The sequence below is a fragment of the Embleya sp. AB8 genome, assembly GCF_049739465.1.
In the GTDB taxonomy this organism is placed as follows: Bacteria; Actinomycetota; Actinomycetes; order Streptomycetales; family Streptomycetaceae; genus Embleya.
Genome location: NZ_JBMHHY010000002.1, coordinates 421,453 through 433,355, shown reverse-complemented (window position 1 = coordinate 433,355; position 11,903 = coordinate 421,453). Strand labels below are relative to the sequence as shown.

Below are 11,903 nucleotides of genomic sequence, written 5' to 3'. Positions count from 1 at the left end.
GCCACCGGGGCTTCACTCCCGGCGCGCGGCCGTGCCGGGAATGCGCGGATTGGCGCCGCGGAAGGCCGCCCGGTAGTCCCTTGGCGCCACGCCTACCTGGCGGGTGAAGTGTTGACGGAGGGTCAGGGCGGTGCCGAAGCCGCAGTGGCGGGCGATGGCGGCGATGGACAGGTCGCCCATCTCCAGCAGGCGTTGGGCGGCCAGGACCCGCTGCGTGGACAACCATTGCCGGGGGGACGTGCCGGTGCTGCGGACGAAGTGGCGGGCGAAGCTGCGTTCGGACATGCCCGCCAGGGCGGCCAGTTCGGCCACGGTCCACGGGTGACGCAGGTCGTCGAGGACGCGCCCGCGCAGCCGGCCGAGGGTGTCGCCCGGGTCGGCGGGCGAGGCCGGGACCGGGTTGCCGATGAACTGGGCCTGGCCGCCGGGGCGAAACGGCGCGGTCACCATCGTGCGGGCGATCTCCGTCGCGACGGCGGCGCCGTGGTCGAGGCGGACCAGGTGCAGGCACAGGTCGATGCCGGCCGCGGAGCCGGCCGAGGTCCAGATCGAGCCGTCGCCGACGAAGAGCACATTGGCGTCCACCTCGACGTTCGGGTAGTCGCGGGCGAGATCGTCGGTGTCCAGCCAATGCGCCGTCGCCCGCCGCCCGTCCAGGAGTCCGGCGGCGGCCAGCACGAAGGCGCCGGAGCACAGGGACGCGATGGTCGCGCCCCGGTCATGGGCCCGGCGCAGCGCCGCCAGCATGTCGTCCGGGTACTCCTCCCGGCGGGGTTCGGTGCGGTGTTCGTTGCCCGGGACGATCACGAGGTCACACGTGTCGAGCCCGTCGAGGTCGTGGTCCGGTACGCAGATCACCCCCGCGCCCAGATGCACACCGGCGCGGCGCGGACCACATACGCGTACCTCGAACTCGGGTACGCCCCGGTCGGTGCGATCGACGCCCCAGACCTCGAAGGCCACCGCGTACTCGAAGACCCGCACCGGGTCGGACAACAGAATCCCCACGCGACGCATGGCGGCAACCTATCCCCGGTCGATCTCGGAGCCTCCGCGGCCCGGACCTGATCCCGCGGGATCGGATCCGGGCCGCGGCCGGGCTCGCAAGGCCCATCCCCGTTGCGGCTCGTGCCCATCGGCCCCCGTGACCGACGGGATCGAGCGACCTTCGGCGTGCGTCACGTCCCGGGAGGGTCTTGGGGGGCCCGGGATGTGAGCGGGGCTTCCGGCTCGACACCGATTCTGCTCGGTATCGCCCTATCAGAGTGAGTGGCGGAAACGCCAACCATGGATGGATTCCTGCCATTCTCGGCAGATTCCGCTTGATCGAGTTCGCATAGCGGGCAGATTGGGTCGAATCGACACTTGATCGCCACACGCTCGAGAGGAGATGTGCATAAGTTGTCCACAGGCTGTGGAAAGTTTCGGGGGATCACGACACTTCCCTGTGGACAAGCCTGGGCCAAGCAACGGGCCCAACCCCGTCCCATGGTGAGCGGGCGTTACCCCCGGCGCCCCGGTGACACGCCGTCAGACCCCCGGCCGCCCCAGCCCGACCGACACCCGACCCGGGTCGGCGATCCGCCGGATCCCCGGGCCGGCCCGGTGTCCTGATCCACCGTCAACCGGTCGATGTGGTGGGCCGGTCGGCCACAGTCCGGCTCGACCACGGCACGATAGAGCGCCCGGACCTCGGCGCGACTCTCGGGGCCACGATCCACCAGGGGCGCGTCCCGCTCATCTGCCCACCTTCCGCCGGTCGTTGCGTCGCCCGACACCTTGCACCGAAGTAGTTGACTGTGCAATACAAATCTCACATGTGTCGCGCCGACGGACCCGCGCGGCGTTCGAGACGACGAGGTGGCCGATGATCAGCGGTGCGGGCGAAGTACGGGACGCGAACACGATGTTCGAGCTGACCGGCCGGGTCGCGATCGTGACCGGTGGCAGCCGAGGCATCGGCCGGGCGATCGCGCACGCGTACGCCGCGGCGGGTGCCTCGGTGGTGATCGCCAGCCGCAAGGCCGACGCGTGCGACGCGGTGGCGAAGGAGATCACCGAGGCCGGCGGCCGGGCGCTCGCGGTGCCCACACACTGCGGCGAACTCGACCGACTGGCCGCACTGGTGGACACGACCGTCGCGCACTTCGGCGGCATCGACATCGTGGTCAACAACGCGGCCAACGAACTCGCCCAGCCGGTGGGTCACATCACCCCGGCCGCGTGGGACAAGTCGTTCGCGGTCAACCTGCGCGGCCCGGTGTTCCTGGTCCAGTACGCGCTCCCGCACCTGATCGCCTCGGGGCACGCGTCCGTGCTCAACGTGGTCAGCGCGGCGGTGTTCACCCGCGCCGAGGGCAAGGGGCTCTACGCGGCGGGCAAGGCCGCGCTGGTCGCGTTCACCCGGACCATGGCGGGCGAGTTGGCCGAGCACGGCATCCGGGTCAACGCGATGGCCCCGGGCGCCGTGGCCACCGACATGGTCCGCAAGACCGGTCCGGAGGCGATGGCCCGGATGCGCGGCGCCGCGCCGCTGAACCGGATCGCCGCGCCGGAGGAGATGACCGGCCTGGCGCTGCTGCTCGCATCCGACGCGGGCAGCTTCATGACCGGCCAGATCGTCAGCATCGACGGCGGGCTGACCGTGCACTGACCGGGGCGACCGGGCGACCGAGCAAGGGCGGCGGGCGGTGGGCGGCGAAATCCGGCCGGCCCGCGCTCAGCCGACCGGTGTGGCGCCGATCACCGGGACCAGCTCGGCCGGCAGCGGATACACCCGCTCGACCGGGAGCAGTGCGCGCGCCGCGTCCAGATCGCCGGCGCGGACCAGGTCGTGCGTACGATGCGCGAGCGCCGTCACGTCGGTGATCCGGCGCGTCCACTCGTCGGCGTAGGCGCGCGTGGCCCACCCGGCGAGCCCGAGCTGCACTGACCGATGGGCCAACGGCCGCAAGCCCAGGTCACGTTCGGGGTCCCACTGGATCCGCACGGTGGTCGCGTGCAGCCGTCGGCCCCACTCGTCGCGGTCCCGGTAGGTCTTCGACTCGTAGTGGCTCAGGCACGCACCCGCGAGCGCCGCCTCGAAGCCCTCGCGGCTGATCTCCAGGGCCGGCACCCGCTCCTGCCGCGGCTTGGTCGCCCACCCGCAGCGGTACATCATCCACGTGAAACTCGGCTTGACCCAGGTCATCCGCTCCCGGCTCCAGGTGGCCGGAAATCGCTGGTCCCGCACCGCCGCGTCGGCGATCTGCGGTTTGTACGCCTGGTACACGGTGACGGTCTCATCGCAATAAACCGCGCGAATCTGCCGGTTCGGTATTTCCATCCCCGCAGTGTGTCGGTGCCGACCGCACCGAACCACCCGTTTTCGGCGCTCGGGGCCCGATCCAAAAATGCTTGATATTGACAAGCGATCCCGAGTCGGAGAGATTCGATGTTGCCGGGCGACACGCGTTCCCGGTCCATCTCGATGTGCAACGCGGGGCGGCCCCGACCGCGACCCTTCCGTGCCCGGCGGGCGGCGACCCGCGTCGCGATCCACGCGATCCACGCACGTGAAGGAGCAGCGACGTGCATCTCGCCCCGACCCCGGCGCAGGACGCTCTGCGGGCAGAGCTGCGGGACTATTTCACCCGGCTGATCACCCCCGACGTCCGCGCGGAACTCGACCGCGAGGGCGAGGCCGGCGGTCCCACCACCCGACGGGTGCGCCGGCAACTGGGCACCGACGGCTGGCTCGGCATCGGCTGGCCGGTCGAGTACGGCGGTCGGGGCAGGGGCCCGGAGATGCAGTTCATCTTCTTCGACGAGGCGTACCGCGCCGGCGCGCCGGTCTCGATGGTCACCCTGAACACCGTCGGCCCGACCCTGATGAAGTTCGGCACCGAGGCGCAGAAGAGCTACTACCTGCCGAGGATCCTGGCCGGCGAGATCATCTTCGCGATCGGCTACAGCGAACCCTCGGCCGGCACCGACCTGGCCTCGCTGCGCACCCGCGCGGTGCGCGAGGGCGACGAGTGGGTGATCAACGGGCAGAAGATCTTCACCTCCACCGCCCAGGGCGCCGACTGGATCTGGCTGGCCTGTCGCACCGACGTGGACGCCCCCAAGCACCAGGGCATCACGATGATCCTGGTGCCGACCACGGACCCGGGCTTCTCCTGGACCCCGATCGTCACGGTCGGCGGGATGACCACGACCGCGACCTACTACGACGACATCCGGGTGCCCTACGACAACCTGGTGTTCGAGGAGAACTCGGGCTGGAAGCTGCTCACCAACCAGCTCAACCACGAGCGGGTCGCGCTCGCCGCGCTGGGCATGCAGGCCGAGGACTTCTTCGCCGAAGTGCTGGCCTGGGCACGGGAGACCGAGATCGAGCCGGGTGTCAAGGTCGTCGATCAGCCCTGGGTCCAGCTCAAACTGGCCGAGACCTACGCGCGGTTGTCCGCCGTACGGATGTTCAGCTGGCGGCTCGTGCACGACGTCGGCAACAACACGCTCAACGCGGGTGACGCGTCGGGGGTGAAGTTCTTCGGCACCGAGGGTGCCATCGAGGTGTATCGCAACCTGATGGAGATCGTCGGCCCGGACGCGACGCTGCGGCCCAGGTCGCCCGGCGCGTTCAGCGACGGCCTCCTGGAGGCGATGAACCGCCGCGCGCAGATCAACACGTTCGGCGGCGGTGTCAGCGAGGTCCAGCGGGAGATCGTCGCCATGGTCCGCCTTGGCATGACCCGAGTGAAGCGGTGAAGGACGACATGACCGACCCCACCAGCCAGGAAACGCAGGACAAGGCCGCCTTCCTCGCGGTCGTCAGGAAGTACGAGGGTGTGCACGACCAGTCGGGCGTGCTCGCGCTCGATCCGGTCAACGGGCCGATGATCCGGCACTGGGCCGAGGCCATGGGCGACACGAATCCGGTCTACACCGACCCCGAGGCCGCCGCCCGCACCCACTTCGGCGAGGTGGTCGCGCCCGCGACCATGCTCCAGGTGTGGATCATGCGCGGGATGGACGCCGGCGCGACGGTGAACTCGGTGACCGGCGAGTTGTACAAGCACTTCACCGACAATGGCTTCGGCTCGGTGGTGGCGACCAACTGCGAGCAGGAGTACGTACGGCCGCTGCGGCTCGGCGAGGTGGTGCAGTACGACCAACTGATCGAGACGGTGTCCGAGGAGAAGACCACCGGCCTGGGCGTCGGCCACTTCATCACCACGCTGACCAACATCTACGTCGCGGGAGCGGGGGCGGGCGAGGGCGAGGGCGAGGGCGGTCGCGAGTTGATCGGCACGCACCGGTTCCGGATCCTGCGCTACACGCCGCACCAGCGAAAGCCGAAGGCCGCGCCGCCCGCCGAGCGGCCGCTGCGTCCGCGCAAGGTGGTCAACAAGGACAACCAGGCCTACTGGGACGGGGTGGCCGACGGGAAGCTGCTGTTCCAGAAGTGCGTCGACTGCGGCACGCCGCGCTTCCCGTTCGCGCCCGGCTGCAACACCTGCGCGTCGCTCGAGTGGGTGACCGTCGGGTCGGCCGGCAGCGGCGTCGTGTACTCGCACGTCACCATGCACCACCCGAAGTTCCCGGCGTTCGACATGCCGTACGCGGTCGGGTTGATCGAGCTCGACGAGGGTGTGCGGATGCTCGGCAACGTGCTCGGCGTGCCGCCCGACGAGGTGCGGATCGGCCTGCCGGTCGAACTGGAGTTCGTCACCCACGACGCCGAACTGACCGTGCCCGCGTTCCGAGTGGTCGGGGAGAACTGATGGACTTCAACCTCACCGAGGACCAGCAGGCGCTGGCCTCGCTGGCCGAGCGGATCTTCGCCGACCAGTCCACCGACGAGCGGCTGAAGAAGCTCGCCCAGTCCGGCGCGGACCTGGACACCGAGCTGTGGGGCAAGGTCGCCGAGGCCGGCCTGGTCGGCGCGCTGCTCGCAGAGGAGCACGGCGGCGGCGAACTGGGCCTGGTCGGACTCGCCTTGCTGCTTGAGCAGCAGGGCCGGTTCACCGCGCAGATCCCGCTCCTGGACACCATCGTCTACGGGGTGCTGCCGCTGTTGCGGTTCGGTACGCCGGAGCAGGTCGAGGCGGAACTGCCCGCGCTGCTGGCCGGGTCGACGATCGTGGCCGGCGGGCTCGCCGAGGTCGGCGCGGGATTGCCCGCCGTGCCGAAGACCACCGCGCGGCGCGCCGGCGCCGACTACCGGCTGACCGGCGCGAAGCGGGCGGTGGCCTGGCTTACCGTCGCCCACCGGGTCCTGGTCACCGCGTCCCTGGACGGCGCGCTCGCCGTATTCACGGTGGCCGCCGACGCGCCCGGCGTGGCGATCGAGGCGGCGCCGACCACCGCGCCGTGGGCCTCGGGCAACCTCGACCTGACCGACGCGCCCGCCCGGCTGGTCGGCGGCGCCGAAACCGGTGCCTCCGTCGCCGCGTGGATCGTCGACCGCGCCCGGGTCGCGCTGGCCGCCCAGCAGGTCGGCGTATGCGCGCGCGGCCTGGCCCGCACGGTCGAACACGTGAACGCCCGCGAGCAGTTCGGCAAGCCGCTGGCCACCAAGCAGGGCGTGATGTTGCGCGCCGCCGACGCGTACATGGACACCGAGGTCATCCGGGTCACCACCCTGGAAGCCGCGTGGCGGCTGGACCAGGGCGAGGCGGCCACCGAACAGGCCCTGGTCGCCCGCTGGTTCGCCTCCGAGGCGGGCAAGCGGGTGGTGCACGCCTGCCAGCACCTGCACGGCGGCACCGGATCCGACATCGACCACCCCATCCATCGCCACTTCCTGTGGGGCCGTCAGCTCGACGTGACCCTGGGCAGTGGCATCCAGCAGCTCGCCGAACTCGGCCGACTGCTCGCCCACGTGCCCGCCCAGGGAGGCAGCCGATGACCACCGCGGAACTGCGGAGCCGGACCCACGCGGAGGTGTCCGTCGGCGACGAACTGCCGCCGCTGGCCATCCCGCTCACCCGCACGCTGATCGTGGCGACCGCGCTGGCCACCCGCGACTTCCAGGACGTGCACCACGATCCGCGGCTGGCCGCGGACAAGGGCTCGCCGGACATCTTCATGAACATCCTGACCAGCAACGGCCTGGTCGGCCGCTACATCACCGACTGGGCGGGCCCCGAGACCGAGCTGCGCAAGGTGGCGATCCGGCTCGGCGCGCCGAACTACCCCGGCGACACCATGACCCTGACCGGCACGGTGACCGCCAAGACCACCGCCGAGGACGGCACTGCGCTCGTGGAGATCGCCGTGGTCGGCGCCAACGGGCTCGGCAACCACGTCACCGGCACGGTCACGGTGAAGCTGCCGGAAGGAGCCGAAGCGTGAGCCTCAAGCACGCCGACAAGCTGCGCGGCCGGGCCGCCATCGTCGGCATCGGCGCGACCGAGTTCTCCAAGGAGTCCGGCCGCAGCGAACTGCGCCTGGCCGTCGAGGCGGTCGGTGCCGCACTGGCCGACGCCGGCATCGCGCCGTCCGAGGTGGACGGCCTGGTCAGCTTCACGATGGACACCAACCCGGAGATCGCGGTCGCCGCCGCGGCCGGGATCGGCGAGCTGACCTTCTTCAGCCGGATCCACTACGGCGGCGGCGCGGCCTGCGCCACCGTCGCCCAGGCCGCGATGGCCGTCGCGAGCGGCGTCGCCGACGTGGTGGTCTGCTACCGCGCGTTCAACGAACGCTCCGGCCGCCGGTTCGGCTCCGGCGTACTCCAGCGCGACCCCACCGCCGAGGGAGTCGGCCTGGGCTGGAACATGCCGCACGGCCTGCTCACCCCGGCCTCGTGGGTGGCCATGTTCGCGCAGCGCTACCTGCACGTATACGGCGCGACCACCGAGGCGTTCGGGCATGTCGCGGTCGCCGACCGCAAGCATGCGGCGAACAACCCGAAGGCGTACTTCCACGGCAAGCCGATCACCCTGGACGAGCACCAGGACTCGCGCTGGATCGTCGAGCCGATGCGGCTGCTCGACTGCTGCCAGGAGACCGACGGCGCGCAGGCGATCGTGGTGGTGAGCGCCGAGCGGGCCAAGGACCTGAAGCAAAAGCCCGCGATCATCAACGCGGCGGCACAGGGCGCGGGCCGGTTGCAGGACCAGATGACCAGCTTCTACCGGGACGAGATGACCGGTCTCGCCGAGATGGGCGTGGTCGCCAAGCAGTTGTGGCAGACGTCCGGGCTGACCCCCGACGACATCCAAACGGCCGTGCTCTACGACCACTTCACCCCCTTCGTGCTGATGCAGCTGGAGGAGTTCGGGTTCTGCGGGCGCGGCGAGGCACCGGCCTTCGTCGCGAACGGCGGCCTGGAGCTGGGCGGCAAGTTGCCCACGAACACCCACGGCGGCCAGTTGGGCGAGGCGTACCTGCACGGGATGAACGGCATCGCCGAGGGCGTCCGGCAGATCCGCGGCAGCTCGGTCAACCAGGTCGAGAACGTGCACAACGTGCTGGTCACCGCCGGTACCGGGGTGCCGACCTCGGGTCTGGTGTTGGGCGTCGAGTAGGCGTACGCATCGCAGTCGGTGCGCTGCGGGCGGCGTCCTTCGGTCGGCGTACTGCGGTTGGCGTACTGCGGTCGGCGTACTGCGGTCGCGGTAATTCCCTGGGCCGTTCGGGTGACGCTTGGGCGCGTCGTCCGGACGGTCCGGCGGTTTGCCCGGACGGGGTGCGCAGCGTGGTGGGACGTCCGCATCCCGCCCGCCAGGAGGAATCGTGCGTCCGCTGCCCACTCGTCGGATCGCCTCGACCGTGTTGCTCACCGCCGTGCTCGGCCTGCTGCCGGCCGGGCTCGCCGACGCCGCCACGGCCCGATTCGGCCGCTCGTTCTTCGTCACCGGACTGGGCTTCGACACGTGCGAGGCGCCCACCGTGGAGACCATGCGGGCCTGGCGGGAGTCGCCGTACAAGGTGGTCGGGATCTACGTCGCGGGCGCCAACCGGGCCTGCGCGAGCCCCCGGTTGACCCGCGATTGGGTGACCGCCGTACACCGTCAGGGCTGGGACTTCCTGCCCATCCAGGTCGGGCTCCAGGCGCCGTGCACGCAGTCGGACAAGCCGGGCCGGATCGACCCGGCGCGGGCCGCGCGGCAGGGCATCGCCGAGGCGAACGACGTGGTGGACCGCGCCGGCGCGCTCGGGTTCAAGCCGGGCAGCGCGCTCTGGTTCGACATGGAGGCCTACGACACCACCGACGCCGGCTGCCGGACCGCCGTCCTGGACTTCGTCTCCGCGTGGTCCGACCGGGTCCGCGAGCGCGGCTTCGTGGCCGGCTACTACAGCAGCCTCGACTCCGGCGTCGCCGACCTGGTCAAGGCGGTCGGCAACCGCTCGATCCCGGACGCGATCTGGTACGCACACTGGAACGACCGGGCGGACGCCGGCGGCGACGGCGCGCTGCCGGACGGGTATTGGCACGGCAAGCGGGTGCACCAGTACACCGGGAACGTCGCCGAGACCCACGGCGGCCGGCGGATCGACATCGACCGCAACGCGGTGGACGGACCGGTCGGCGTGTTCTGACGCCGACCGGCCGGCCGATCGGGTCAGCCCCGGTCGAGTTCGCTGACCTCGAGCGTGCCCTCGGCGTACTGCCGCCGGATCACCTTCTTGTCGAACTTGCCCACGCTGGTCTTGGGCACGGCGGCGATCAGGCTCCACCGCTCGGGCACCTGCCAGCGGGCCACCTTGCCCGCGAGGTAGTCGCGCAGTTGCTCGACCGTGCTCTCCGCGCCCTCGCGCAGCACGATCGTGGCCAGCGGGCGCTCGCCCCACTTGTCGTCGGGCACGCCCACCACGGCCGCCTCGACCACGTCCTCGTGGCCCATCAGGGTGTTCTCCAGTTCGACCGAGGAGATCCACTCGCCGCCCGACTTGATCACGTCCTTGGCCCGATCGGTCAACCGCAGGAAGCCGTCGGGGGTGATCGTGCCGACGTCGCCGGTACACAACCAGCCGTCCCGGAACCGGCCGCCGCCGCTCGCGTCCGCCGAGCCCTCGTCGCCGATGTACGCGCCCGCGATCCACGGCCCGCGCACCAGCAGTTCGCCCACCGACTCGCCGTCCAGCGCAACGTCGACCCCGTCGGGGCCGACCAGCCGGGCCTGCACCGAGGCGGGCAACCGACCCTGCGAGATGCGGTACGGGAACGCCTCGTCGCCGGTGAGCCCGGCCGGCGGGCGGGCCACCGAACCCAGCGGCGAGGTCTCGGTCATCCCCCACGCGTGCACGATGCGCACCCCGTGCCGCTCCTCGAACGCGTGCATCAGCCCGGGCGGGCAGGCCGAACCGCCGACCACGACCTCCTTCAGCGAGGTCACATCGGTGCGGTGTACGTCCAGGTAGTCGAGCAGTCCGGTCCAGATGGTCGGCACCGCGGCGGCGAACGTCGGCCGCTCGGCGGCGATCATCGCGGCCAGTGGCTCGGGCTGGAGGAACCGGTCGGGCATCAGGATCGAGGCACCGCACAACATCGCCGCGTAGGGCAGGCCCCACGCGTTGACGTGGAACATCGGCACCACCGGCAGCACCAGGTCCGCGGTGCCCAGGCCGAAGCCTTCCATCGTGCACACCTGCATGCTGTGCAGATAGGTCGAGCGGTGGCTGTAGACGACGCCCTTGGGGTTGCCGGTGGTGCCGGAGGTGTAACACATCGCGGCGCCCTGGCGTTCGTCGATGTCCTCGGCCCAGTCGAACTCGGTCGGCCGGCCGGCGAGCAGCTCGTCGTAGCGGTGGACCTGCTTGCCGCAGTCCGCGAACGGGGCCAGGTCGGTGTCCGCACCGGTGACCACGACGTGCTCGACGGTGGCCAGGTGGGTCAGCAGCGGCGCGGCGAGCGCGGCCAGCGAGCCGTCCAGGACCAGGACCCGATCCTCGGCGTGGTTCGCGATGTAGATCAACTGCTCGGGAGGCAGCCGCAGGTTGAGCGTGTGCAGCACCGCGCCCATCGACGGGATCGCCAGGTAGCACTCCAGGTGCTCCTGGTTGTTCCACAGGAACGTGGCGACCCGCTCGTCCCCGGTGACGCCGAGCTCGCGCAGCGCGTGCGCGAGTTGTGCCGAGCGCCGCCCCACCTCGGCATAGGTGGTTCGCCGGGGCGCGCCGCCGGTCCAGGTCACCACCTCCGCACCGCCGTGCACGGTGGTGCCGTGTCGCATGATGCGAGCGATCGTCAAGGGCACGTCCTGCATCGTGCTCAGCACTGTGTGGCCTCCCTGCATTCGCCGGACGGGGACCGGTCGAGGTGTAGGGGATTCTGTCTCGCCAATCGGGTCGTTGTCAGCCCCCGGGGCGACGGGTTTCGTCCCCGGGCCACGCGCCGCCGGGCCCGCCCGCGATGCGCTGCCGCGCGCCCATACGGGTGAACCGGGCGTGGCGATCGGCCGATCGGGCTAGCCGGGCGCAAGAATGCGACGGTGTCCCGGTCGCTCCGACCGGCACGACGTCCGGCACATCGTTGTCGGCGGAACGCCGCGCGCGCGTTCCGTGATTCCTGCTTTTCCGCTCTTCCGGAGGGGGACCGGCGAGCCCTCGACTTCCCCCTGGAGGGCCACCCATGTACCCGTTGGAGGTGCGATCCGAACCGCACCGACCGTACGACGTCGTGCTGCCGGACGCGTTGGGTCATCCCGTGCTCGGCTTCCGGGACGGCTACTGGTTCCGGCTCGGCAACGACGGGCCGCCGCGGCCGTTGTGCGCGCGGACCGCGATCATCGGACATCCGGAGTCCGCCGGGCCTATCGTGCAGGTCATGTGTTGGTGGATGCGCGAACACCACGACCACCCCCAGGCGATCGACCTCGGCACCGAACTGGCCCTGACCGTCGGCGAGATGAGCCGCCGACTGCACGCCCGGGGGCCGGCGGCATGGTGAGGCGGTGCGGGTCGGTGCG

General features: G+C 71.0%; 11 protein-coding genes. 8 read left to right on the top strand and 3 right to left on the bottom strand.

Going from position 1 to position 11,903, the window contains the following annotated elements; genetic code table 11:
- Positions 1-12: 12 nt before the first annotated feature.
- Positions 13-1,017, bottom strand: coding sequence for a GlxA family transcriptional regulator (locus tag ABIA38_RS04955; protein ID WP_424637143.1), 1,005 nt, complete (start codon positions 1,015-1,017; stop codon positions 13-15).
- Between the two features lie 850 nt (positions 1,018-1,867).
- Between ABIA38_RS04955 and ABIA38_RS04950 the strand changes: the two genes are divergently transcribed.
- Positions 1,868-2,653 carry an SDR family NAD(P)-dependent oxidoreductase gene (locus ABIA38_RS04950; RefSeq protein ID WP_424637142.1) on the top strand — a complete coding sequence of 262 codons (786 nt, stop codon included), beginning with the start codon at positions 1,868-1,870 and terminating at the stop codon, positions 2,651-2,653.
- Positions 2,654-2,719: 66 nt separating this feature from the next.
- On the opposite strand, the gene ABIA38_RS04945 is transcribed toward ABIA38_RS04950, so the two are convergent.
- Entirely contained in the window at positions 2,720-3,325 is a 606-nt protein-coding gene (locus ABIA38_RS04945; RefSeq protein ID WP_424637141.1) for a DUF4291 domain-containing protein, read from the bottom strand.
- Positions 3,326-3,570: 245 nt separating this feature from the next.
- On the opposite strand from ABIA38_RS04945, the gene ABIA38_RS04940 reads away from it, so the two are divergent.
- The 6 genes from ABIA38_RS04940 (at position 3,571) to ABIA38_RS04915 (ending at position 9,534) form a co-directional block, all read left to right on the top strand.
- Positions 3,571-4,752 carry an acyl-CoA dehydrogenase family protein gene (locus ABIA38_RS04940; RefSeq protein WP_424637140.1) on the top strand — a complete coding sequence of 394 codons (1,182 nt, stop codon included), beginning with the start codon at positions 3,571-3,573 and terminating at the stop codon, positions 4,750-4,752.
- Positions 4,753-4,760: 8 nt separating this feature from the next.
- Positions 4,761-5,768 (top strand): bifunctional MaoC family dehydratase N-terminal/OB-fold nucleic acid binding domain-containing protein, encoded by a 1,008-nt coding sequence (locus tag ABIA38_RS04935; protein WP_424637139.1) that lies wholly within the window; start codon positions 4,761-4,763, stop codon positions 5,766-5,768.
- Positions 5,768-6,895, top strand: coding sequence for an acyl-CoA dehydrogenase family protein (locus ABIA38_RS04930; protein WP_424637138.1), 1,128 nt, complete (start codon positions 5,768-5,770; stop codon positions 6,893-6,895). The genes ABIA38_RS04935 and ABIA38_RS04930 overlap by 1 nt, the downstream gene beginning before the upstream one ends.
- A complete protein-coding gene (locus ABIA38_RS04925) occupies positions 6,892-7,341 on the top strand; it encodes a MaoC family dehydratase (RefSeq protein WP_424637137.1) in 450 nt (149 codons plus the stop codon). The genes ABIA38_RS04930 and ABIA38_RS04925 overlap by 4 nt, the downstream gene beginning before the upstream one ends.
- Entirely contained in the window at positions 7,338-8,519 is a 1,182-nt protein-coding gene (locus ABIA38_RS04920) for a lipid-transfer protein (RefSeq protein ID WP_424637136.1), read from the top strand. The genes ABIA38_RS04925 and ABIA38_RS04920 overlap by 4 nt, the downstream gene beginning before the upstream one ends.
- A gap of 208 nt (positions 8,520-8,727) precedes the next feature.
- Positions 8,728-9,534 carry a DUF1906 domain-containing protein gene (locus tag ABIA38_RS04915; RefSeq protein WP_424637135.1) on the top strand — a complete coding sequence of 269 codons (807 nt, stop codon included), beginning with the start codon at positions 8,728-8,730 and terminating at the stop codon, positions 9,532-9,534.
- Between the two features lie 23 nt (positions 9,535-9,557).
- On the opposite strand, the gene ABIA38_RS04910 is transcribed toward ABIA38_RS04915, so the two are convergent.
- Positions 9,558-11,213: a long-chain fatty acid--CoA ligase gene (locus ABIA38_RS04910; RefSeq protein WP_424637134.1), complete on the bottom strand. Its 1,656-nt coding sequence runs from the start codon at positions 11,211-11,213 to the stop codon at positions 9,558-9,560.
- A gap of 353 nt (positions 11,214-11,566) precedes the next feature.
- Here ABIA38_RS04910 and ABIA38_RS04905 point away from each other — a divergent pair, with 353 nt between their 5' ends.
- The gene (locus ABIA38_RS04905; protein WP_424637133.1) at positions 11,567-11,884 is read left to right on the top strand and encodes a hypothetical protein; all 318 of its coding nucleotides are present in this window, start codon (positions 11,567-11,569) and stop codon (positions 11,882-11,884) included.
- Positions 11,885-11,903: the final 19 nt, after the last annotated feature.